Origin of the sequence: Bartonella sp. AP21QHHD, assembly GCF_042196205.1 — a bacterium.
Taxonomy (GTDB): Bacteria; Pseudomonadota; Alphaproteobacteria; order Rhizobiales; family Rhizobiaceae; genus Bartonella.
Genome location: NZ_JBHIPT010000107.1, coordinates 1 through 24,005 on the forward strand (window position 1 = coordinate 1; position 24,005 = coordinate 24,005).

The window sequence follows — 24,005 nt, forward strand, 5'->3', positions numbered from 1 at the left end:
AAAAAAACTCAATAGAATCAAGATTCACCTATTCCCCCATATTAGACATAACTATTTTATTTTACTTGCTTTTTATATACCCTTTACGAACAGCGTCGCAAAAAAGGCTTTAAGATGTATTAAGACACACAACAATCGCCCTTGGCTATTTTTCTTGATCGCACCTCTTGCGGCAAGATGAGTAGAGCTTAATCCTAAAAAAAACGATTCAATATATGAACCCCCTGCATAATATCAAACCCATGCGTATTTGGTTTAATAAATCCACGGAACCCTCATCAATTTCACTCTACGACTTTGAGTAATATGCTTTGCTTCCTGCAACAAAGGCTGTTTTTTTATCACTAATCAGAGACATCGGCTGGAATATTAGCGTTTCCCGCAGGGCTCGTTGTTACGGCATCCACACGCCCCACAACGTTACCACCCGCTCCATCGACAGCAGCATCCGCTACCCCTGTTGTTTTATTATTGATCTCACCTCTTGAGACAAGATTGGTAGAGTTTTGCAATCCTACAAGACCGATTTTATTATATCCAGCCATGCGTATTTGATTTAATAAATCGATGACAGTACCATAATCAATTTCGCTATCCGCTTTGATTAAAATTTTTGCCTCTAAATTTTGCGTAGTTTCCCTCAACAAAGCTTCTCTCAAAGCTGCTTGTTCTACAAGATGATCACCAATGTAAAGAGAACGATCTTTTTGCAACGTAACATAAAGAGGTTCATCAGACTGAACCACTGAAGGTGCTTGAGTTATAGAAGGAAGCTGAACGGAAATGGCAGATGTTGCCAAAGGCGCAGCAACCATAAAAACAATAAGCAACACCAATACAACATCAATAAAAGGGGTCACATTGATTTCGCTTTGCAACCCACTCTCGTCTATATCCCAATCATTATTAAGGCTTGCTTTCATTTTTTATGACTTTTCTGTTGTCTTTGTCTATCAAGTTCACGGCTCAAGAGCCTTTCAAGAGCAGCAGCGATATCACCTAAATCACTGCGATAACCACTCAAAGCACGCATAAGGCTATTATACATAACAACGGCGGGAATAGCCACAAAAAGCCCAACAGCCGTTGCGAATAAGGCTTCAGCAATTCCAGGCGCCACCACATCAAGTCGCGTTGTTTGAGACTGAGCAATCCCAATAAAAGAATTCATAATTCCCCAAACAGTTGCAAAAAGACCAACAAAAGGAGCAATTGCGCCAATAGTTGCAAGAACAGCACTTCCACATGCAACACGGCGTGTAGCAGCCAGCAAGCAGCGTGACAAAAGTGAATGAACCCTTTCTTTTAAACCTTCATGAACATCACGAACCCTAGCATCGCGAACATCGCGGGAAACATCTTCATATTGATTGCTCTCCTCATAAAAGAGAATATCTTCAATCGTTTGTGCCCTTTCCCCTTCACTGTTTTTTTCACCAGAGCTTTCGTTTATCCCTTCAGGAGCAGAAAAATGAACCTGTTGTGCAGAAAGATACACTTCTTTAAGGACTTCTTTGAGAAAAAACACACCAGCCCCTTTGCTTTCTTTCAAACTAGCTGCCAAACGCGTAAGAGTCTGAGCATTTAGAACCAATTGAAGTTCATGACGTACTCTTCGTTTTACCAAAGTGATCTCAACAATTTTCACAAAAGCAATTGTCCAAGACACAAGTGAAGCAAGTAACAAAATAATGATAACGGCTTTTACCACCCAATCAGCAGCCATAAACATAGAAAGAGGAGAAAAATCATGCACTGTCAATACAGAAGACATATTATCTAAAGGGACTGTTTTATCTAAAGGGACTGTTTCAGATTCCATTTTTATCTCACATTCTTGTGCTCTTATCTTTATTTATGAGCTGGATCGTCACCCCGCATAGCATCACTGTTCCACAATGCCACGACCCTTTTAACGTCACTTGTGTATTCCTCTTAAGAAAGAAAACTTGATAAATCAAGTATAGTTTTATTTCACAAGCTCTCTCTTAATTCTAAAGAAATTACTCAAGAAATTTTTCTCTAACAATTCAACAAGTTTATCTTACCCAATCAATTTATTGCATAAATTAGGCAAAATGATAAACTTACAAGAAGTATCGCATATAATATTTTAATTTATAAGAATAATTTATCATCGTTCCTGTTAAATAAATCTCTCATATCGCAAAGCTTCTCTCATTTCAGCGGCTCTTTTAAATCCAACAAAATATTTGCTTACATGAAACAAGCAGCAAAAATATCATAAAACTCTTAAAGAAAAGGACATGCACATCTCTAACAACCCCTACACTAAAGTACCTCTCCTATCCTAAAATAAAAATATACCTTACGTTTTTAAAAAAGAACGATCGCAATATCTTAAACTGACCAAAAGTATCATGGGGAGCGCATGTTGCCCCCAAATACATAGAGAGCAAAGAGCCGCAATATTCTTTTCTTTTTCTTTGCTTCAAAAGCATAAAAATGACATTATTTCTGCCGCAAAATCGCAACAACGATGTTTTTTACCTGTCACAAGCCTAAAAAATAAACCTCAACACGCTTTTTAAAAAACTTTTATAAAAAAACTGCGCCACGAGAAACTGAAGAATGGTGCTAAATTACTGCAAAAGCATAAGACAATTCTCAACAGATGCGACCCTTTACAGACAAAGCATATCATATAGGAAATATTTATTTTATCAAAAACAGTTTTAAATTCAACAAAATGAAAGGAACCAAAAAAAGCTTTTGGCGTTACTCAAGCAGTGAAAATTTTCACTCCAATGCAAATGATCACTATGAACACACCAATACAAATATAATGAATCAAGAGGGAAAAATACCATGGCCCATAATAAAACAACACAGCACGATAAATCAGCCGTAGAAAAAGACCAACAAAAAGACCTACAAGGACAATTAGAAAAGTTACGCACTGAAATTTCAGGGATTACCTCAACCCTAACAGATCTTGGTGCAAACAAATTCAACGCCGCCAAAGACAAAGCAGAAAAACTATATCACTCAGCGAAAGAAAGTGGTGAAGACATGATGTCTCAAGCAAAAGATAAAATCAGTGATCTTGAACAAACCATGAATCAATGCGTTCGCAAAAATCCTGGCAAAAGCGTTTTGTTTGCCGCAGGGGTTGGTTTTATTCTTTCTCAATTACTACGTCGTTAAGCAATGCATAAGTTTATCGCTCCTCTTTTAAACCATCTTGTCGGTGGAGGGCTTAAAAGCACAGTCAAGCAAGTACGCCTTCAAGCAATTTTCTATGGGTTTATTGGCATTTCATTCTTCATGTCTTTGCTTTTTTTATGTACCATCGGTTTTATTGCGTTATGTTCTGTTATGAAGCCTCTTGCCGCCGCTAGTATCATGTTTTTAATTTGTCTTTCTCTTGCGGGATTAGGTCTTATTATCAGTCGCATTCTCAAAACTTATCAACGCTATGACCAACAAAAAAAGACAGAAGAACAACGCCATAAACTCATGACAGATGCGACCGTTTCCAGCCTTGCAGCTCTCAGTCAACATCTCCCTTTTGCCAAATTGAGTGTTCCCATACTCGGACTTGCAACTTATTTTCTGTGGAAAAAAGATAAAAAAGACCGCTTTTCAGAGTAAAATATGTAAAACTGTCATTCTAAATCCCCCCCCCTCAATGTGCTTTCTTTTATAACAAAAGAAAGCACATTTTTTCCTCATAGCCTCTTTAGCTTCTTCAAAAGCCTGAAAAAATCCCCTTCATTTTGGATAAAAATTCCATAGAACCGCTTCCCTTTCAGATGTCCCCATGTTTCATGAACATAGCAACATGAGGCAAAGCTTGCATTAAAAGTTCTGGTTTGATTTGAAGCAATTGGTTGTTTTTTGAAGGCAAGGTATTTTCAGTTTTACCTTTTCTCTATTTTTTCATAAGCCTTTTTTCATGACCAAAGGTCACATCAGTAGTTTGCATGTGTTCATATTTTCTGAACACTCATGTTTGTTACAATGACTATTTTGTTTAGGGGAAAAAACGCGCTCTCCCATAGCGCTGTAGTGAGCAACCTATATGCGTAAGCGAGCTTTAAACACAACAAATTTCCATAACGAACATTGTCCACCAAGGAGTGCGTGGATTATAATTAACTTTTTTCTGATAAGATTTGCAGTAAAATATTGTCTTGATTTTTAAATAGCGCTTAAGAGGACGCTTTATCAATAATGGTCAATGGGATTATAGCTCCCATGATCTCTTCGCCAATCTTCTGGTTGTTGAAATTGGCTCGACCATAAACCGTTTTGTGCTTTTTGAGCAGCAGATTGTAGAGTTTTATAGTCTGCTGGGGATGGAAAATGATGCTGATCTTTTGTCAACACCATCAACCCTTCTGCCAGCCCCAAACGTGCCAGATCAACCCCATCTACAAAACATTGTGCATAATGAACCTGTTGAATGACACGTGCTTGCCGACAAGTAACATTTTTATCGATTGTTTTTGAGACAAGCCAAGCAGTAACAAAAGCACCACATGGCCACTTAACTCCGTTGCGTGAGGCAAATTGTCGTGTTTCACAGCTTTCCACACCATATAAGCGGATATCACGGATAATCTTTTTTCTCCATCCATCATCCACGAGCGTGATCATTTTAAAGGTCACACCACTTGTGACCTGTATAGCACCGGAATAGACCGGCACATTTTCTTCATAAAATTGTGATGCGATTGGTTCTGGATGCAATACCACATTTTGTTGGCTTGCGTCTTGTTGGTTTGCATAATCTATCAATTGTGACTTCGGATTTTGAACGGGGTTTTCTATTGTCTTTTCTGATCCTTTTAAAAAAGAATTTTGAGTAAGTTGTTCATTATTTTTAATTAAATAAAAGTATCCTAAAATAATAATAAAAATTAAGACAATATATTTAGGCGCTGCTCGAAGATATTTTAAAAGTATCATTTTGAATATTACTATATTTTTTGTTTATTAAATAATAAAAGATTAAATATTATTAATTTATCGATAGAAAAATTTATTTTTTTCATTTATATGATTCCTAAATAATATTTTGAATATTAATTTTTCTATCAACTTAAACATAAAGCGGGGAATTTTTCATGAAAAACATGAATAATTTGTTCAGTTGTGAACATACCTTACAAAAAACTATTCTATCCAACACCCAAAAGAAATGGTTAACAACAGCATTGATGCTGTTTATTGCCTTCATCGCACTGAGTGAGCCAGCATTTGCCGCAGGTGACTTTGGTAAAGTTGACGATGCGCTTAAAAAAATAATTGAAGCTTTAACAGGAAACATTGCAAAATCGATTGCGACGATTGCGGTTGCTGGTATTGGGCTTGCATGGATTGCTGGTTATGTTGAAATGCGTAAAGCTTTTTTTGTTTGTGTTGGCATCGGCATTGTTATGGGTGCATCGCAAATCGTATCAATGCTTTCCTAATTAAACTTTGCCTTTCAAAGCCATGAAAGAGCACGACAAGCTAACAGAAGATACGTTATTTCTTGCTTGCACGCGCCCTGCAATGATTGCGGGCGTGACGGTGGAAGCTATGGGATTAAATGGGATAGGAACGATGATATTGTTCATTATGGCAGGCAATATTTTTTTTCTAACCTTTGGTGTGATGCTGCATTTCATATTCAAGGAAATCCTAAAGCATGACCATAACAAATTTCGTATTCTTCTGACATGGCAAAAAACAAGTATTTTTGCCAGAAATTCGAGTCTATGGGGTGGGGGAAGTATTTCTCCATTACGATTAATTCGTAATTATGAGGAATTATAATGAATAGAACAGAGCGCAAACGTGAAAAGCAGCCAGAGGCGATTATCCCTTACGTGCGCCATGTCAACAAACACATCATTGCGCTGGATTCACGCGCTCTCATGAGCGTTATTAAACTTGAAGGCATTAACTTTGAGACAGCGGATATTATTGATCTGAATGTGCTTCACGAACAACTCAATAATCTTTTTAAAAACATAGCGGATGAACGGATAGCGCTTTATAGCCATATTATCAGAAAGCGTGAAACGATTTATCCGGATGGGACTTTCAGATCGGCATTTGCCAAGCAATTAGATGATAAATATCGCGAGCGGATGGTTTCACAGGAGCTTTATCGCAATGATCTTTATCTTTCGATTTTGTGGAATCCACACGTTGATCAAACGGATAAATTAGTGGAATTTTTCAAACGTTTAGGCAAAGCCAAGCAAGAAAAGACAGAAGTTGATGCAGAGTCCATTCGCAAGCTTGAAGATATTACCACAGATCTTATTCAAAATTTAGAGCGTTATGGTGCAAAAAGACTGAGCCTTTATGAACATGAAGGTAATATTTATTCGCAGCAAAGTGAGTTTATCCACCAATTGGTGGGAGGTCGTCGTGAACGGATCCCTCTCACATGGGGGACGATAGCTTCGACTGTTTACTCAGACCGTCTCATTTTTGGGAAAGAGATCATAGAAATACGCACCGAGGCGGCACAGCGGTTTGCGGGCATGTTTGGTTGGAAAGAATATCCAGCAAAAACCAGGGTAGGCATGGCGGATGGTTTGCTCACCCTTCCCTTTGAATTTATTTTCACCCAATCTTTTATTTTCAAGAGCAAAAATGCTGCCAAACAGATTATGGGGCGCAAACAGAATCAAATGGTCAATGCAGGAGATCGAGCAGGTTCACAAATTATGGAACTGGATGATGCGCTTGATGATCTTGAATCCAATCGTTTTGTTTTAGGGGAGCATCATTTATCATTGGCAGTTTTTGCTGATACGCCGCAAGAGTTAGCGGATAATCTTGCCAAAGCGCGTTCTCGTCTTACAGATGGTGGGGCTGTGATTGCGCGGGAAGATTTAGGGTTAGCAGCAGCTTGGTGGGCACAATTGCCTGGCAATTATGCTTATCGCACCCGCTCTGGTGCAATAACAAGCCGCAATTATGCAGCGCTTTCTCCATTTCATTCTTTTCCGGTTGGAAAAATAGATGGCAATGTGTGGGGACCAGCGGTAGCCTTGATGAAAACCTCTGCTGGTTCACCGTTTTATTTTAACTTTCACTTTGGAGATTTAGGCAATACGTTTGTTTGTGGTCCCTCTGGTTCTGGGAAAACGGTTATTGTCAATTTTCTTTTAGCGCAACTTCAAAAGCATGATCCCAATATGGTCTTTTTTGACAAAGATCGGGGTGCAGAACTTTTTGTCAGAGCGGGTGGCGGCACTTATATGCCCTTGAAGAATGGTAGACCGACAGGCATAGCACCGCTAAAAGGCTTAGACTATAACAATCCAGCAGATAGAGTTTTTTTACGCCAATGGATTATAAAGCTTGTTTCGTCTGAAGATCAAAAGATCAGTGAATCAGAAAGACAAGACATTACGGCGGCTGTTGACCAGCTTGCCTTGTTGCCAAAAGAACAACGGACGATCTCTGCCTTACAAATGTTTTTTGACACCACGCACAGGGAGGGGATAGCGGGTCGTTTAGAAAGATGGTGTAAAGGCAATGCCTTAGGGTGGGTTTTTGACAATCCTGATGACGACATTGGCATTGATGCAAAATTTATTGGTTATGACATGACGGATTTTTTAGACAATAATGAAATTCGTCCCCCATTAATGATGTATCTTTTTCATAGGATTTTGTCTCTGATTGATGGGCGTCGTATTATCATTGTCATTGATGAGTTTTGGAAAGCCTTAGAGGATGATTCCTTTAAAGCCTTTGCGCAAGACAGGCTGAAAACTATCCGTAAACAAAATGGTTTGATGTTGTTTGCAACGCAATCTCCCAAAGATGCGATCAATTCGACCATTGCCCACACCATTATAGAGCAATGCCCCACACAGATTTATTTTCCCAATCAAAAGGGCAATCATGGGGATTATGTAGAAGGTTTTAAATTATCGGACAGAGAATTTAACCTGATACAATCAGAATTAAGCCGTGAGTCACGGCGTTTTCTCATCAAACAAGGACAAAGTTCAGTTGTAGCAGAACTGAATTTACGCGGCTTTGATGATGAAATAGCCATTTTAAGTGGCACCACCAAGAATATTGAACTCCTAGAGACCATTATGGATGAAGTTGGACAATCTCCAGAAAAATGGCTTCCTATTTTTCAAGAAAGGTCAAAACAATGAAAAAACTTTTATTGGCAACAGCCGTCTATGCAGCTTCATTTGGCTTTCAAACAAATGCATTCGCTATCATGGTATATGATCCCGCGGCTGTAGGACAAATAATGAAACAAGTCCAGCAAGGCACACAACAACTTAACAAATTGCAAGAACAAATTCAACAAGGTGCACAACAGCTTGACCAATTAAAGAGCCAACTCGATCAAGCGAAACAATTATATAACTCCCTAAATGTCAAGCCTGACATTTCGGGATTGAAAGACATGTTTAACAAGCAAGGGAGCAGTGGCGCCCTTCCTTCAGATTTTAACCACTTTCAACAATCGATGGGCAGTGGTGGCGGTGGCGGCGGCGGTGGCGGCAGCAAAAACACGCAAAAATGGCAAGAAGAACTTAAATACAAAGAGCCCTCAGGGGGTGCTGGATCAAAAGAGGCAGCAGATGCTTTTTACGCACAAGAAGTGAAAAAAGCCGAACAGGACACGGTAGGACAGGCAGCCAAAGGCCAAGACGTCTACGAAGAAGCCAGTGAAACACAAAAAACTATTAACAAGCTCCTTGACGAACTTGGAAGTACTAAAGATGCGGGTAAAATTCAAGGCATTCAAGCACAATTATCAGCAATACAAGCAAAACTCCAAACACAAGTTCTCCAAATGCAAGCCGCTGCGATGATTCAACAAGCAGAATACAAAGCTGCCGAACAACGAGCTTACGAAGAATTTGCAGCGCGATATGCAGATTATGCCAAAAAACTCGGTGGTCAATAAACGGGAGAAAAGAGGGGCTTGAATATGAACAAGATCATCATAACAACATTGCTACTTTGCACAGCGCTTCTCGCTGCTGGTTGCGAAAAAACCCATAGCGTCGCAGAATTTAAAAAAGATAAAAAATTGATGGAAGAGTGGAATGCTAAATGTGGATTCGCAGGAACTGCAAAAAATTGTGAAAACCTAAGATTAGCACAACTTGAACTTCAAAAGGAATATTACCATAACCTTGCAAATGAACTTCTTGAAGATAATCAAGAACAAAAAGAGTCCGAAAAACAACAGGACAATAAATAATGAATAAAGTTCTCATAACAACATTACTACTTGGCACTGGAATTATCGCTGCTGGATGTGAAAAAACCTATAGCGTCGCTGAATTTAAAAAAGATAAAAATTTACGCTTAGAGTGGGATGCTAAATGTGGATTTGCAGGAACTTCAAAGAATTGTGAAAACATGCGGTTAGCATTCTTAGAACTTGATAAGGAACGTCAGGCACAAGCAGCAGAAAGAGAGCGTCAAGCGGAAGAGAACAATCGCAAAAGAGATGAAAAAGATATGGCTGAAATGAGAGCCAGAATTAAAAAAATGAGAGAAGAGAATCAAAAATTCCTTGCTGAACAAAAAGCAAAAGAGAGCGCGGAAGAAGAACAACAGAATAACCATTAATACACGATGAAGAGCGGAGCATCTAAATGGCAATAGTAACCAAAGGCATATTTACTAAAATAGACAATATGTTAACGGAATCCCTTACAAAAACAATGGATAGCACCATTACACATCGCTATTGCGCTTTAGCTGCTCAACTTAAAGAGCTTTATGCACTTTATAATATATTTATAGCAAGATTATGTCGCTGCTCTAGATTTATCATCACTGGTTATAAAAACCGATAACACAAGCAGAATTTAAAGATTGTGCTCAAACATCAAAAACTGAAAGAAAGAAGGGGAAATATCTATGAATAAAGTTCTCATAACAACATTGCTACTTTGCACAGGGCTCATCACCGCTGGATGTGAAAAAACCTACAGCGTCGCAGAATTTAAAAAAGATGAAAAATTACGCCAAGAATGGGCAGCTAGATGTGACGGAGCAGGAGATTCGATAAACTGCCAAAACGTACGAATAGTACTACATGAAAATATGCGAAAAGACTTTCGTGAGTTTTATAATAGTCTTTACGGAAATAAAAATAAGCAAAAAACAAAAGAACAAGACAAAGGCAATAACTAAATCAGTAAAAACATTTATGGCAACATTATGTCTGTGTCCTAGATTTATCATCACTGGTTATAAAAAACCAGAACATAGCATAATTTAAAAATTGTGCTCAAACCTTGTAAAACTGAAAGGAAAAAGGGGAAATATTGATGAATAAAGTTCTCATAACAACATTGCTACTTGGCACTGGAATTATCGCTGCTGGCTGTGAAAAAACCTATAGCGTAGCAGAATTTAAAAAAGATAAAAAATTGATGGAAGAGTGGAATGCTAAATGTGGATTCGCAGGAACTGCAAAAAATTGTGAAAACTTAAGATTAGCACAACTTGAACTTGAAAAGGAATATGAAGCAAAAGCTGAAGAAAGAGCGCGTGAACGCGAAGAAGAAAACCGTAAAGCGATGGAAAGATTTGACGCCGCAATGGAAGCTGAGCATCAAGCAAGGCAAGCAGAAATAAAAAAACTAAAAGCTGAAATGGAAAAAAGAAAAGCTGAAGAAAAAGCAAAAGAACAAGCCGAAAGAGAAGCAAAAGAGCGCGCGGCAGAAGAACAACAAAATAACCATTAAAACATAATGAAGAGCGGAGCATCTAAATGGCAGTAGAAAGCAAAGGCATATTTTCTTATATCGACAATATGTCGATGGATCCCCTTACAAAGACAATGGATAGCACCACTACACATCACTATTGCGCTTTAGCTGCTCAACTTAAAGAGCTTCGTACACTCTATAATATATTTATGGCAACATTATGTCTGTGCCCTAAATTTATCATCACTGGTTATAAAAACCGATAACACAAGCATAATTTAAAGATTATGCTCAAACCTCAAAAACTGAAAGAAAGAAGGGGAAATATCTATGAATAAAGTTCTCATAACAACATTGCTACTTTGCACAGGGCTCATCACCGCTGGATGTGAAAAAACCTATAGCGTTGCAGAATTTAAAAAAAATCCAAAATTATTTGATGAATGGGTCACGAGATGTGGAGGGATAGGAACTTCAAAAAATTGTGAAAACCTAAGAGTAGCAGGCGCTGAACTTGAGAAAGAACGTCGGGCAGAGATTGATGAACATAATCGCAAAATAGATGAAGAATTTAAAGCTAAAATGAAGGCTAAACTTGAAAAAATTGAAGCTGACACTAATAGATTGCGAGCCGAACGAGAAGCAAAAGAGCGCGCTAAAGCTGAACAAAAAGCGAAAGAACAGGCTGAACAGAACCAACATAATAATTGAATCAGAAATGATCATATTTGCAAAAATTAGATAGAATGGACGTGCAATGGCATTCGAAAAAATAGCTTTCTTTATCACAGCAGAAGATATGTTAATTAAACCTATTGTAAAGATAATGCATAACTCCGTTGAACATCTCTCATCGGCTTTAGGTACTCCACTTAAGCTGTCTTGTACAATTTACATTATATTTATTGGGTACAATATCATCTCAGGGCGTTCTTCCATGCCACTGTGGGAATTTATAACGACAGCTTTCAAACTTGGCATCATTGTTTCACTCACTACAAAGGCTGCTCTTTATAATGAGTGGATCGGGGATTTATTTTTCAATAGTCTGCCTAATGCCATTGCACATGCCACACAAGGTACAATACACTCAGATAAAAATATATGGGATGATCTGTTAAACAAAGCTGTTTCACATATTTTTGATGCAACAAAATCTTCATCATGGCTTGCATTGGGTGCGTATCTTATTTCATGGTTTTATGCTTCGCTCTGTTACACAATTGCTGCTGTTTTTTGCCTAATTGGTTTTATCGTCACAATGTTTGCTAAGCTGGGTTTATTTCTCGTCTTATCAGTGGGACCGCTCTTCATAAGCCTCTATATGTTTTCATCAACAAGAAGGTTTACAGAAGCATGGTTAGGACAAGTTGCAAACTTCATCATACTTCAGATATTAGTCATCTTGCTTGGTAGTATGTATATCGATCTTGCAATGAGCGTCTTTACAAAAGACATTAAAGATCTCATGTTTGCCTATGGAGAATTCTTCGTGGTTGGCATTGGTGGTATTTTTCTTTTCTTCAACTTACCTAGCATGGCTTCCGCTTTAGCCTCTGGGGGTGCATCCCTTACAGGCTCAGGCGGAGCTAAAACGATAACGAACGGTGCAAAAAAAATAGGATCACTAATAGCATCATTAGCAAAGGTCTAAGTTCAAATGCGGGAATTTAAAAAAATTGGGATTATCTTACCATTTCTCTTTCTCAGTGGCTGTGTGTCTTCACCAAACACACTGAAGTCACTCCCAAAATGTGATGGATATTCTAAACGTCCACTCAACAGATCAATGTGGAATTGGGAAGGGAAAAAACCCACGCCCACGCCCATTATCATCAGTAACAACACCCCTTCACCCCTAAAAGAAGGCAAGCTGGAAATGCTTCTGGCACAAAAATTAACGGATGAAGAAATCAAATCTTACAAAAATTGCGGGCAAAAAGCATGAAAGAAAAAGATATAGAACAATATATTGCTGAAGCACGCTCGTTTGATCAAGATCGCATGCTCGCCTCACGCCGCACCACCCGCGTCTCGCTTGCCATTGCCGGCATCGCGGTTGCTGTTGCAATACTGTCTTCTCTCGCGGTCATCACCCTCACACCCCTTAAAACCGTGGAACCTTTTGTCATCCGCGTCGACAATTCAACCGGCATCACTGAAGTTGTGGAAGCCTTAAAAGAAGGTCCCACCAATGTCGACGAAGCAATCACACGCTACTTTGCTGCAAAATATGTCCGCTCCCGTGAAGGCTTCACCACAGAAGAAACACAACACAACTTCCAAACCGTCTCCCTCCTCTCTTCTTCTGAAGAACAGGAAAGATTTGCCAGCTGGTATGGAGCAAGAAATCCCCAAAGTCCTCAAATTCTCTATAAACACGCCGCTGTTACAATAACAATAAAATCAATCTCCTTTATCAATGACGATGTTGCCCAAGTGCGTTACTACAGAACCATTCATGACAACGACAACAACAAAGAATTCATCACCCACTGGGTTGCAACACTTACCTTTGAATACATCAATGCCCCTATCTCTGTCCAAAACCGTTTGATAAATCCTCTAGGGTTTATTGTTAGTGAATATAGAACCGATCCGGAAGTGGTCAACTGATCATGACAAAAAAAATTCTTTTTCTCATTCTTAACATCGCTATTACCCTTTCTTTAACGCCTAGCCATGCCAGTATTTTTCCCACTCGTGCGCCAAGCGATAGCCGCATTCGCTTTATCAACTATGATGCCTATAATGTCACAAAAATTATTGGCTCCATACGCTCATCGGTACAAATAGAATTTTCTCCCAATGAAGAAATTGCCCATGTAGCGATTGGCAACAGCGTTGCATGGGAAGTCGCCCCTGCTGGCAATATTCTTTTCCTAAAAGCGCGGGAAGTCCAACCCATTACCAATCTCCAAGTCGTCACCACAAAGCTTGATGGCTCAAAGCGCTCCTATCAATTTGAACTCATGGTCAAAGATGGAGAAATTTCATCTGGACAAGAAACATATTTCCTTGTGAAATTTCGCTACCCACAAGAAGAAGCAGAACAAAGAAGACTCGCAGCCCTTATGCGACAAGAAAAACAACAAGCCCAGCGCATTGATAATGTCTTCAACGCTTCTGAAACCTACGGACCACGCAATTGGGCTTACACCGCTCAAGGCTCTATCACTCTTGAACCCTCATCTGTTTATGACAATGGCAAAACAACAACATTTACATTTCCCGACAACCAAGAAATCCCTGCCATTTACATTGTCAGCAATGACGGTACAGAAGCGCTGGTTCCCAAAACCACAAGAGGCAACATGGTGATTGTCCATGCCATTAGCGCACGCTTCACCCTAAGACAGGGAAAAAACGTCCTATGCGTCTTTAACGAAGCCTATCAACCAAAAGGCACAAATCCAAATACCGGAACAACCTCACCATCTGTTGAACGTAAAATTGCATCAGATCTTTAAATAAGCGGGAATTGAAGGGGACAACACATGAGTGATAAACCAATCATCGAAGATCGAGGATCTATTGGGGATGGCAAAAACAATAGCGCCAAAACCGCTGGCAAAAAAATAGTTGTCGCAATCGCCTGTATAGGAATCTGCGGCTATGTGCTCTGGAATATCTTATCCACCCCCACAGAACAAAAAGACACCGCAAAAGCTCATAAAAAACAAGCACAAAACTTTCACAATTCCCTCGCCCCTTTAGAGATCGCGCCCTCTGACCCGCGTGCAAACATAGCACCAATAACCTTACCACCCCCACAACCACTCGCACAAGAACCCAAAAAAGATGACCCACTACTTGATGCCGCAAGACGCGCCCCTGTTTTAGCTTTTGCCAAAGGTTCTAAATCTCAATTAAAAGACATCGTCAACACGACTCTCAACCCCCTTGAAAAATTCCATGCCCTCGAAAATCTCGCGAATGCGCAAAATTCTCCTGCCCTTCAAGACACACAAAATTTTGCAACCCTATTAAAGCCTACCAAAACAGAAGAAACAAAAGCAAAACTCATCGGCAATAGAAACTTTATCATCGCCATGGGAACCTCTATTCCCTGTATCTTAGAAACCGCATTAAACAGTGAGCAACCAGGCTTTGCAAGCTGCATCATCAACCGTGATATCCTCTCTGACAATGGGCGCGTTGTTTTGCTTGATAAAGGAACCCAAGTGATTGGCGAATACCGCGGAGGGATAAAACAAGGTCAATCTCGCCTCTTTGTGCTCTGGACAAGAGCAAAAACCCCAACCGGTGTCATCATCGACCTTGCCTCACCCGCAACCGACAGTTTAGGCAGAGCCGGTTTTGATGGCAACATCAACACCCATTGGTGGGAACGCTTTGGCTCTTCCCTTTTACTCACCGTTATTGATGGTGCCACAACAGTTTTAACAAATAAAATAGTAGGCAATTCCAATAAAGAAGGTTCAAACAACTCTGGAGGTGGCGGTTTTGAAGGCGCAAACAACACTGGAAAAGAGTCCGCCAGTATTGCTCTTGAAAATCAAATCAACATCCCTCCTACCTTAGAAAAATTTCAAGGCGAACTCGTCAACATTTTCGTAGCAAAAGATCTCGATTTTTCCTCTGTCTATAAACTAGTCGTAAAGAGCAAAAGAAACCGCTCTACTCCCAGCTATTCCTTTTTTCATTAAGCCAATAAAGTCACATTATGCCATCAGCAAAAAATGCAGAACGCGCCTCCATCGTTTTAACAAAATTAAAGATCTTAGATGACTTCCTCAATAATGACAATTTATTTGAAATTGTTATCAATCGCCCTGGCGAAGTAATCGTTGAGGGTCCCAATGGTTGGCAAACCCACATCTTAAAAGAACTAACCTACAGCGAACTAGAAGGGATTGCAAAAGTTGTTGCTGCCTACACAACACAAAAAATCAGTGTAGAAAACCCCGTTCTCTCCGCAACACTGCCAAACAACGAACGCATACAAATTGTTATGCCTCCAGCAGTTGCTGCCAATACCATTAGCATGACCATTCGTAAACCTTCATCACGCACTTTTTCTCTTGAAAGTTTACATGAAAACAATCTGTTTTCTGTCGCCCAAAACACCAGTTTCACACCTACGCAACAAATGACAGAACGGTTATCCGAACTCTCTGATACAGACAAAGAGCTAACAGATCTCTTTATCGCCAAAGATTTTTGCACCTTTTTAGAAAGAGCCGTTATTACACAACAAAATATCTTAATATCGGGCAAAACCGGTTCCGGGAAAACAACCCTCTCCAAAGCTTTGATTGCAAAAATCCCTGACTATGAACGAATTCTCACCATTGAAGACACGCCAGAACTTGTCGTTCCGCACGCCAACAAAGTGCAGCTCTTTTATTCAAAAGATAACCAAGGCTTAGCAAAAGCAGGCGCAAAAGAACTGCTTGAATCTGGCTTACGCATGCGCCCCGACAGAATCCTTCTACAAGAGCTGCGTGATGGTACAGCCTTTTACTACATCCGTAATGTCAATTCTGGTCACCCCGGCTCCATTACCACCGTCCACGCCTCAACAGCACTTGCAGCCTTTGAGCAAATGACCCTTTTAGTCAAAGAAAGTGACGGTGGTGGTAATTTAGCACGCGATGATATCCGCGGCTTATTAATCTCGATGATAGATGTCATCATCCAATGCAAACGCCTCGAAGGAAAATTTCGTGTAACAGAAATCTATTACGACCCTTTCAAACGCCGTGATGCTTTTTAAAAACTGTCGAAATCACTTAAATAAATCATTCATATCTTTCGCGAAATATACATCTTATCCTTTTGCACTCTTTTCAAAAGTTTTAAGCGTTTCCGCATTAGAAATAGACATATCAAACGGCAATCCTCTTTCATCAACAACTTTTGTCAAAGCAATCCGGATAAATCAGACACCGTAAGTCCTAAACTTGCTAATATTTCACCAGCTTCTTTTTTAATGTCCTATCTATGCGGGCTCGTACAACGTCTTTTGTCACACTCATATTAAACCTCTTTTGATTACCTCTCTTTTACCATATGGCTTAATAGGGCTTATACAGCATAAGGTTTTATTCTTGCCCTTACCGTATCATATCTATTGATCTTGCACGCGCTATTGCGTTGATTTTCTCCTGTTGTCTCTGTTGCAAAAACTTAACTGCCATTTGAAACTCTTTTATGTGTTCTTTATTATAAGACTGTTCTTTGGGGATTGCTTTTGATAAATCAAAACCATATTTATGAATGCCATCCTGTCCAAAACGTTTATCTAAAGCACTTTGTAGCTTTAAAAACTCTTGATTAACCTGCTCTGGTATCTTTGAATAACTATCACGACCAGCTTCAACATTTTTCATAAAAGTCACTGCTTCTTGTGAAAGCGAAGGTACTTCAACTTTCAATCGCTCACGCTCCCGTACAACCCTATTTACATGTGTCTCATAAGAATTCTTATAAAAGGCTTGAAGCTTTTTAATAGAAGAAAGTGCACGAGGAACATGAGAAAGCGCTTCTTTTCGTTCTTTTCCTGTAGATTTGAGTTTATCGATTAAACGATCTGACCCACGCAGTTCACCCGCTCTATCAGGTTCCCTTTCCAAAATATCAGGCAATTTATCGCCTTTACCTGCTAAAATCGTCTGCTCAATCTTGAGTGCGGCAGCTTGCGGATCTTTATAAATAGATGCTAAATGACTGTTTAACTCCTTAAACATATTAACATAAGATTTTTCATTCCTAAGAGCGCTAAGCGCTTTCTGTTCTAAATTAGAATTATCTATATAAGCCGCAAGGTATGGCTCTCGTTCTGTTGCTTTTGCAACAACATTCAAATCATTTTGTAATTGTTCAAGTTCTTCTTTTTGACGTTTAGCAAAACTTGTCTTTTCTCTATCCCAAGGAGTTTCAATCTTCTCTTTTTGTTGTTCCAAGCACTCTTTATTAAGATCAACGCCAAAAGCAATATTTTTGCCAATACCTTGAGAAACATCATCCCTTTTATTTTCTGTAAACTTGGTAAGGTTCTTATAGATGAGTGCAGACAGATATTCTGAATTACCAAAATGTGCTTCAATTGACGCACGTGTCATTTCTTGTCGCTCAATACCCTTCCAGTTGATATGATAACCAGCTTCACGAGCCAGTTGCACCATAAATTCACGCTGAGTACGCCCATTCCCCTCTCGAAACGGATGCAACGCATTCAACTCGCCCATGTAATATCCAGCCCTTTGGCTAAAGTCATAAGCGCCAAGACCACGCAGATACTGTTCTTTTGCAAGCTTTTGTGTAATCTTCGGTGCATAACTTTCAATCTGATTATAACTAGCAAATATACTATTACCTTTGGCAATATCCACTAAACGAATTTGTCCCGCCCATTCATATATGTCGCCAAACAGTCTTCTATGGATCTCTTTCATGTAATCCAGATCAAACTTACCACCAATAGGAGTATGTACAAATTCGAAAGATTTTACATAAGTAATAGTAGATTCTACACGCTGCAGTGTGGCTTTGTCTTTAATACCAAGCCGATTATACATCACACCAGTTTCAGGATCAGTATAAGAATCGCCGCTCCCCTTATACTTCTCCACGTCTTACACGCTCCATATAATCTTTGATGATATCACTTGTTTCGAGCTCTCCAATAATAACACGTTCCATTTGCTCAACGACTTTTGGATCTGGCTCTAATCCCTCTAAACGTTGGCTTGCCAATGCATTTTCAGCATAAATGCGACGCAGCTTAATTTCCTCTTCACTCAACATATAAAACCCTCATTTGCTTACATTTATTATAGCCAAACAGACTATAGAAACAAGATTTTATTCCTTGTCTTACCCGCAATTACATCTTTTGACCTTGTACGCTCATACGCATGATTTAGCTCTTGTATACGTCTCTGTTGCAAAAACTTAACTGCCATTTGAAGCTCTTTTATGCAATCTTGATCATGAGACTGTTGTTAAGGAATTTTTTTGATAGATCATAATTTGTTTGCATAACAAGCCAAGCACGTGCTGTGCTTACACCAAACATTTCAAGCCTAATAGCAAGATTAGCACTCATAGCGGCTTTTTCATTTAAAACTCTAGAAAGTGCTACACGAGATATACCAAGCCACTCTGCTGCTTCATTAAAGGATAAACCAAGCTCTTTGATCACATCTTCACGCAATAATTCACCGGGATGTGAAGGATTCTTCATCATTGTTTAGATCTCCTTTTTGATGATAATCTAGATAATCAACCATTTCGACATCTATGCTATCAAAGCGAAATATTACGCGACAATTTCCATTTACAGTAATTGACCAATAATCCTTGAAATCACCCTTTAGCAGATGTAATCAAAAGGATGGATAACTCAAAATCTTTTGGCGATACATCTACTTCAAGAGCACTTAGAATACGCTTTAATTTTTGAGCATGGGCGGTTCTAATCCCTTCAGTCGTACCAGTATTATAGAAGGCTTCAATCCTTTTATGTTTAAATCTTAAAATGATAAATGAATATAGAGTGTACCTCTCCAAGATACAAAAAATGTTCATTATTTTTACATCACATAGCTTTTTTTACTTTATAAACATTAGAACTATCGTGAAAAAAATTGATCATTCCCATCTCTTTCTCATTATTCTACTAATTATTGGAAAAGTATAAGTTCATAATTAGGAGGAGCTAAACGTAATAGGAGCGTATCATATCTCCAATTGGCAGCGGCACTTAGAAACATCAAGATGATATAACCACAATGACCATTGCTGTTTGATGTTCATAGGGCGCTGCACCCGCTGGATATCCAGTAAAAAGAATGAATAATACTAATAAACTCTCCCCCCTACAAACTCTGTTAAACTAATAACCGGTTTACGAATAAGTAAAAGAAAAAGGAAAATCAAAAAAAGGCATATTTTTCATATCTTACGAAATATAGAGAAATCTATACGCATTGTATTTATTAGAATTGGACTTTTCCCTTTTTTATTTAATTTGTTCGTAGATAGAGTATCCATTACCGTTATTACATCACTGAGTTAATAATCATACCTTTTGTAATTGCCAAAATCCCACATTATAATAATATCTTTATCAAAAGATGATCTGATAATTTTCTCAAAAAATTCAAGATTCCTCAAGTGCAGTACCCATGCGTACATCATGATGAATAATAACATCCATCAACTCTGTCACAACAGTGTCCAATACTTCTCGTGCATCGCCTTCAGCCATAAGGCGGATAACCGGTTCCGTTCCAGAAGCGCGGATCACCAGCCGTGCCTCTTTTCCCAACCGCTTCTCTGCTTGATTAATAGCCGTTTTGACGGGATTTTTTTTCAGGACATTTTTATTTTTAATCGTTACATTTTTTAAAATTTGCGGTACAGGTTCAAACCGTTTACACAATTGGCTCATAGGACTTTGGCTTTCCTTCATACAGGCTAAAACCTGCAATGCAGCCACCAAGCCATCACCCGTTGTACCAAAATCACTAAGCACAATATGCCCAGAAGACTCACCACCAACATTATATCCCTTTTGGCGCATGGCATCGACAACATAACGATCTCCAACTTTTGTCCTTACAAGGTGCAATCCTTTGCTATTCAAGAAACGCTCTAGTCCAAGATTTGACATAATCGTTGTGACAACACCATTGCACCGTAATCGTCCCATTTTATGCCAATTTTCAGCAATTACAGCAATCAACTGATCTCCATCAACCGTTTGTGCTTTTTCATCAACAATGAGAACACGATCTCCATCTCCATCAAGAGCAATCCCCACATCAGCACGCACTTCATGCACTTTTCGTTTTAAAGAGCTTAAATCGGTTGATCCACATTTTTGATTAATATTGGTCCCATTGGGCTCATCATGAATAGCAAAAACCTCAGCCCCCAATTCCCATAAAGCACGGGGAGCCGCTTTATAAGCAGCCCCATTGGCACAATCCACAACAATACGCACAGTATCTAAGCGAACATCACGCGGCAAAGTTCGTTTGGCATATTCAATATAACGATAAATATCTCCCTCAACCCGTTTTGCATAACCAATTTCGGCAGAACTTGCTAAAGACTTTGAAAGATCTGTATCGATCAATTGTTCAATTTTCGCTTCCATATCATCTGAAAGTTTAAAACCATCAGGACCAAAAAGTTTAATTCCATTATCATAGAACGGATTATGAGAAGCAGAAATCATCACCCCAAGATCTGCGCGCAAAGAGCGGCAAAGCATTGCAACAGCAGGTGTTGGCACTGGACCCAATAAAAAAGCTTCCATCCCCGCAGCAGTCAACCCTGAAACCAAAGCATTTTCCAACATATAGCCAGATAATCGTGTATCCTTGCCAATCACCACACGATGAGATTGATGTTGTGAGCGAAATAAAACCCCTACCGCCATCCCCACCTTCATGGCAAAATCGGGTGTCATAGGAAATGAATTGGCTTTCCCCCGAATTCCATCTGTACCAAAATATTTTTGCACCATGCCTCTTTCCTTTAATATATAATTCTTCCCTTGGCTTTTCCTTAAAACCCTAACAAGCCCCCTTGGTACAATAGTCCTCCTCTCCCCGTATAAAATCAGATCATTGATCTTAAACCTTCATGCATTTAGAACAATCAAGCCCCCTATTCACCATCTACACATCTAAACCACTCTCAAGCAATTATGTTTACACCCTTACACATAAAAGCAATATTATCTCCTCAAAATGCTCTATACATCCCTTTAACACAACCAACGGATAATCTCACACACTTGCTAAATCCGTAAAGAAACCCAGCACCAAACCTCATACCCTACCAAATCAGCAAGGAAATCTATCGCCTAACCTTACAACCCCTACCACATTAGAAAAGCAACAGTCCACCTCGCCTTGTAGCCTGCTAAAACTGTTATCATACAACAGCTTTGCTTAATTTTTTGCTTCCATATTTTGCAAATATTACAAGAAAGGCGCAAACAAAACTTGCGCCTTTCTCAAAGAATTTAGAAGTTTTCCTAAAACATCGTCACTCAAGCGATATTAAACAGTTCTTATTTTTCTTTATCATGTCCCGCAGTATTGGACTTCTTTTCAGCATTACTTTTAGAGCGGTTGACTGATTTTGTGGTACCTTTTGTGCTTTGCGCTTTTTTCTCAGTCTCATCCGATTGCACTTCTTTAGACTGAGCCTCCTTAGGCTCAACATTACCGGATTTTGCTGTTTTTTTCCCAACAGCTACCTCTGCTTTACCTGCCTTGCCTTTATCGGTCTCTTCTTTATGAGGCACTGTTTTAGGGGCTGCTTCAGCATCTTTTTCATCTACCACTGTTATCTCTGCTCTGACCGTTCCAGTTTTTGGAACAGAAGACCCCCGTGGCGCAGCACCCTCATCTTTCTGTGTGCGTGAAGGAAGCTTTCCTGCAATAACTTCGTTAATTTCAGCTCCCGTTAAAGTCTCATATTCCAACAAACCTTGTGCCAAAGCAAACCATTCTTTTCTTTTTGTTTTCAAAATGTTTGTCGCATTTTTATAGGCATCATCAATAAGCTTACGCACTTCCATATCAATCATGCGCGCTGTTTCTTCAGAAACATTTTGTGTTCGCGCAACAGAATGACCCAAAAAGACTTCATCTTGGTTATCGCCATAAGCTACATTTCCAAGCAGATCAGAAAATCCCCACCGTGTGATCATCGCGCGTGCTAATTTCGTCGCTTGCTCAATATCAGAAGAAGCACCGGAGGTGATATTTTCCTTTCCAAACTTTAATTCTTCAGCCACACGTCCACCCATCATAATGGCCAGACGAGAAATCATCCAGCGATAACTCATAGAATAGCGATCGCCTTCAGGCAATTGCATCACCATTCCCAATGCTCTTCCCCTTGGAACGATTGTTGCTTTGTGGACAGGATCAGCAACCGGCACATTAAGAGCCACAATAGCATGTCCTGCTTCATGATAAGCAGTAAGTTCTTTTTCCTCTTGTGTCATAGCGGTTGAACGACGTTCAGCCCCCATCATCACCTTATCTTTGGCATCTTCGAATTCTTGCATCGTGACAACTCTTTTATTACGGCTTGCAGCCATAAGAGCAGCTTCATTGACCAGATTCATCAGGTCCGCACCAGAAAATCCTGGTGTTCCCCTTGCCAAAATTTTCAAATCAACGTTGGGGGCTAAAGGCACATTGCGCACATGCACTTTCAAGATTTGTTCACGCCCAGAAACATCAGGATTTGGCACAACAACTTGTCGGTCAAAACGCCCTGGTCTTAACAAAGCGGGATCAAGCACATCGGGACGGTTTGTTGCGGCAATAAGAATAATACTTTCATTGGGCTCAAACCCATCCATTTCGACAAGCAACTGGTTTAAGGTCTGTTCACGTTCATCGTTTCCACCGCCAAGACCAGCCCCCCGATGGCGCCCAACAGCATCGATTTCATCAATAAAGATAATACAAGGTGCATTTTTTTTAGCCTGTTCGAACATATCGCGCACACGGCTTGCCCCAACACCAACAAACATTTCAACAAAATCAGACCCTGAAATGGTAAAGAATGGCACATTGGCTTCACCGGCCACAGAGCGTGCTAGCAAAGTTTTACCGGTTCCTGGAGGACCAACAAGCAAAACACCGCGTGGGATACGCCCCCCTAAGCGTTGAAATTTTTGTGGTTCGCGTAAAAATTCAACAATTTCTTGAAGATCTTGCTTTGCTTCTTCAACGCCAGCAACATCTTTAAAGGTAATACGCCCTTGCGCTTCATTAAGCAATCTTGCTTTCGATTTCCCAAATCCCATTGCACCACGTGACCCATTTTGCATTTGCCGCATAAAAAAGACCCACGCCCCCACGATAATAATAACAGGCAATAAGGAAAAGAGGAGATTGAGGAAAATGCTATTTCCAGAGCTTTCAGGAATAGCTTTAACATTAACGTTTTTGCTTTCCAATTTTTGTATCAAACCTGGATCGCGAGGAGCATAGGTTGAAATAGCTCTATGTTCAATGGTTTTTCCTGTTAATTTTTGACCTTGAATGGTCACAGATTTCAACTCATTATTCTCAACTTTTTGCAAAAATTCAGAATAGGAGACTTCTCCACCACCAGAACGTTGGCTATCTCCATTAAAGAGAGAAAACGACACAATCAAAATCAAGGCAATAACTCCCCAAATAAGGAGAGAGCGGTAATTGGAATTCATATTCAGCCCACTTAATCAAATATAGATTTCAAACAGTTCCCCTTAACATATAACCTTGTCAGCCCCTTGCCAAGGGATGAGAAGCTGTTTATTTTCTTTTAAAGTAA

28 protein-coding genes are annotated in these 24,005 nt (G+C 39.6%); 19 read left to right on the top strand and 9 right to left on the bottom strand.

Going from position 1 to position 24,005, the window contains the following annotated elements:
- Positions 1-344: 344 nt before the first annotated feature.
- Together ACFIMC_RS06610 and ACFIMC_RS06615 are read right to left on the bottom strand one after the other, a co-directional pair.
- Positions 345-923, bottom strand: coding sequence for a biopolymer transporter ExbD (locus tag ACFIMC_RS06610; RefSeq protein ID WP_375680741.1), 579 nt, complete (start codon positions 921-923; stop codon positions 345-347).
- Positions 920-1,822 carry a MotA/TolQ/ExbB proton channel family protein gene (locus tag ACFIMC_RS06615; protein WP_375631982.1) on the bottom strand — a complete coding sequence of 301 codons (903 nt, stop codon included), beginning with the start codon at positions 1,820-1,822 and terminating at the stop codon, positions 920-922. The genes ACFIMC_RS06610 and ACFIMC_RS06615 overlap by 4 nt, the downstream gene beginning before the upstream one ends.
- Positions 1,823-2,829: 1,007 nt before the next feature.
- On the opposite strand from ACFIMC_RS06615, the gene ACFIMC_RS06620 reads away from it, so the two are divergent.
- Both ACFIMC_RS06620 and ACFIMC_RS06625 read left to right on the top strand, forming a co-directional pair.
- On the top strand, positions 2,830-3,168 hold the full coding sequence (locus tag ACFIMC_RS06620; protein ID WP_375628058.1) for a YqjD family protein: 339 nt from the start codon (positions 2,830-2,832) through the stop codon (positions 3,166-3,168).
- A 3-nt stretch (positions 3,169-3,171) separates the two neighbouring features.
- Positions 3,172-3,615: a hypothetical protein gene (locus ACFIMC_RS06625; protein WP_375617902.1), complete on the top strand. Its 444-nt coding sequence runs from the start codon at positions 3,172-3,174 to the stop codon at positions 3,613-3,615.
- A 576-nt stretch (positions 3,616-4,191) separates the two neighbouring features.
- Here the strand turns inward: ACFIMC_RS06625 and ACFIMC_RS06630 are convergent.
- Positions 4,192-4,935, bottom strand: coding sequence for a nuclease (locus ACFIMC_RS06630; protein ID WP_375680742.1), 744 nt, complete (start codon positions 4,933-4,935; stop codon positions 4,192-4,194).
- 158 nt (positions 4,936-5,093) lie between these two features.
- Between ACFIMC_RS06630 and ACFIMC_RS06635 the strand changes: the two genes are divergently transcribed.
- From ACFIMC_RS06635 to virB11, 17 genes are all read left to right on the top strand, one after another.
- Positions 5,094-5,441, top strand: coding sequence for a TrbC/VirB2 family protein (locus ACFIMC_RS06635; RefSeq protein ID WP_375633398.1), 348 nt, complete (start codon positions 5,094-5,096; stop codon positions 5,439-5,441).
- A gap of 22 nt (positions 5,442-5,463) precedes the next feature.
- Positions 5,464-5,787: a type IV secretion system protein VirB3 gene (locus ACFIMC_RS06640; protein WP_375628050.1), complete on the top strand. Its 324-nt coding sequence runs from the start codon at positions 5,464-5,466 to the stop codon at positions 5,785-5,787.
- Complete coding sequence (locus ACFIMC_RS06645; protein ID WP_375680743.1) at positions 5,787-8,147, top strand: VirB4 family type IV secretion/conjugal transfer ATPase; 2,361 nt, start codon at positions 5,787-5,789, stop codon at positions 8,145-8,147. The genes ACFIMC_RS06640 and ACFIMC_RS06645 overlap by 1 nt, the downstream gene beginning before the upstream one ends.
- The gene (locus tag ACFIMC_RS06650; protein ID WP_375680744.1) at positions 8,144-8,914 is read left to right on the top strand and encodes a type IV secretion system protein; all 771 of its coding nucleotides are present in this window, start codon (positions 8,144-8,146) and stop codon (positions 8,912-8,914) included. Before ACFIMC_RS06645 ends, ACFIMC_RS06650 begins: the two co-directional genes overlap by 4 nt.
- A 24-nt stretch (positions 8,915-8,938) precedes the next feature.
- A complete protein-coding gene (locus ACFIMC_RS06655; protein ID WP_375680745.1) occupies positions 8,939-9,214 on the top strand; it encodes an EexN family lipoprotein in 276 nt (91 codons plus the stop codon).
- Complete coding sequence (locus ACFIMC_RS06660) at positions 9,214-9,588, top strand: EexN family lipoprotein (protein WP_375672737.1); 375 nt, start codon at positions 9,214-9,216, stop codon at positions 9,586-9,588. The genes ACFIMC_RS06655 and ACFIMC_RS06660 overlap by 1 nt, the downstream gene beginning before the upstream one ends.
- 26 nt (positions 9,589-9,614) lie before the next feature.
- A complete protein-coding gene (locus ACFIMC_RS06665; RefSeq protein WP_375672739.1) occupies positions 9,615-9,818 on the top strand; it encodes a hypothetical protein in 204 nt (67 codons plus the stop codon).
- Between the two features lie 64 nt (positions 9,819-9,882).
- Entirely contained in the window at positions 9,883-10,158 is a 276-nt protein-coding gene (locus ACFIMC_RS06670; RefSeq protein WP_375680746.1) for an EexN family lipoprotein, read from the top strand.
- 137 nt (positions 10,159-10,295) lie between these two features.
- Positions 10,296-10,715 (top strand): EexN family lipoprotein, encoded by a 420-nt coding sequence (locus ACFIMC_RS06675; RefSeq protein WP_375680747.1) that lies wholly within the window; start codon positions 10,296-10,298, stop codon positions 10,713-10,715.
- A 26-nt stretch (positions 10,716-10,741) separates the two neighbouring features.
- The gene (locus tag ACFIMC_RS06680; protein ID WP_375680748.1) at positions 10,742-10,945 is read left to right on the top strand and encodes a hypothetical protein; all 204 of its coding nucleotides are present in this window, start codon (positions 10,742-10,744) and stop codon (positions 10,943-10,945) included.
- 64 nt (positions 10,946-11,009) lie between these two features.
- Positions 11,010-11,390: an EexN family lipoprotein gene (locus tag ACFIMC_RS06685; RefSeq protein ID WP_375645889.1), complete on the top strand. Its 381-nt coding sequence runs from the start codon at positions 11,010-11,012 to the stop codon at positions 11,388-11,390.
- Positions 11,391-11,436: 46 nt separating this feature from the next.
- Entirely contained in the window at positions 11,437-12,333 is an 897-nt protein-coding gene (locus tag ACFIMC_RS06690; RefSeq protein WP_375680749.1) for a type IV secretion system protein, read from the top strand.
- Positions 12,334-12,339: 6 nt separating this feature from the next.
- A complete protein-coding gene (locus ACFIMC_RS06695; protein ID WP_375632018.1) occupies positions 12,340-12,627 on the top strand; it encodes a type IV secretion protein VblB7 in 288 nt (95 codons plus the stop codon).
- Positions 12,624-13,295, top strand: a complete 672-nt coding sequence (locus tag ACFIMC_RS06700; RefSeq protein WP_375613221.1) for a virB8 family protein — start codon at positions 12,624-12,626, stop codon at positions 13,293-13,295. The genes ACFIMC_RS06695 and ACFIMC_RS06700 overlap by 4 nt, the downstream gene beginning before the upstream one ends.
- Positions 13,296-13,297: 2 nt before the next feature.
- Positions 13,298-14,149 carry a P-type conjugative transfer protein VirB9 gene (gene virB9 / locus ACFIMC_RS06705; RefSeq protein WP_375633409.1) on the top strand — a complete coding sequence of 284 codons (852 nt, stop codon included), beginning with the start codon at positions 13,298-13,300 and terminating at the stop codon, positions 14,147-14,149.
- A 27-nt stretch (positions 14,150-14,176) separates the two neighbouring features.
- On the top strand, positions 14,177-15,349 hold the full coding sequence (virB10, locus tag ACFIMC_RS06710; protein WP_375662494.1) for a type IV secretion system protein VirB10: 1,173 nt from the start codon (positions 14,177-14,179) through the stop codon (positions 15,347-15,349).
- Between the two features lie 17 nt (positions 15,350-15,366).
- Complete coding sequence (virB11, locus tag ACFIMC_RS06715) at positions 15,367-16,419, top strand: P-type DNA transfer ATPase VirB11 (protein WP_375633411.1); 1,053 nt, start codon at positions 15,367-15,369, stop codon at positions 16,417-16,419.
- 340 nt (positions 16,420-16,759) lie between these two features.
- On the opposite strand, the gene vbhT is transcribed toward virB11, so the two are convergent.
- The 6 genes from vbhT to ftsH form a co-directional block, all read right to left on the bottom strand.
- Positions 16,760-18,277, bottom strand: coding sequence for a type II toxin-antitoxin system protein adenylyltransferase VbhT (vbhT, locus tag ACFIMC_RS06720; protein ID WP_375680750.1), 1,518 nt, complete (start codon positions 18,275-18,277; stop codon positions 16,760-16,762).
- The gene (locus tag ACFIMC_RS06725) at positions 18,264-18,452 is read right to left on the bottom strand and encodes an antitoxin VbhA family protein (protein ID WP_375640347.1); all 189 of its coding nucleotides are present in this window, start codon (positions 18,450-18,452) and stop codon (positions 18,264-18,266) included. Before ACFIMC_RS06725 ends, vbhT begins: the two co-directional genes overlap by 14 nt.
- A 169-nt stretch (positions 18,453-18,621) precedes the next feature.
- Positions 18,622-18,894 carry a HigA family addiction module antitoxin gene (locus ACFIMC_RS06730; protein WP_375634432.1) on the bottom strand — a complete coding sequence of 91 codons (273 nt, stop codon included), beginning with the start codon at positions 18,892-18,894 and terminating at the stop codon, positions 18,622-18,624.
- Positions 18,866-19,027 (bottom strand): type II toxin-antitoxin system RelE/ParE family toxin, encoded by a 162-nt coding sequence (locus tag ACFIMC_RS06735; RefSeq protein ID WP_375633487.1) that lies wholly within the window; start codon positions 19,025-19,027, stop codon positions 18,866-18,868. Before ACFIMC_RS06735 ends, ACFIMC_RS06730 begins: the two co-directional genes overlap by 29 nt.
- A 782-nt stretch (positions 19,028-19,809) precedes the next feature.
- Positions 19,810-21,183 (bottom strand): phosphoglucosamine mutase, encoded by a 1,374-nt coding sequence (gene glmM / locus ACFIMC_RS06740; protein ID WP_375633414.1) that lies wholly within the window; start codon positions 21,181-21,183, stop codon positions 19,810-19,812.
- 552 nt (positions 21,184-21,735) lie between these two features.
- The gene (ftsH, locus tag ACFIMC_RS06745) at positions 21,736-23,898 is read right to left on the bottom strand and encodes an ATP-dependent zinc metalloprotease FtsH (RefSeq protein ID WP_375637006.1); all 2,163 of its coding nucleotides are present in this window, start codon (positions 23,896-23,898) and stop codon (positions 21,736-21,738) included.
- Positions 23,899-24,005 lie beyond the last annotated feature (107 nt).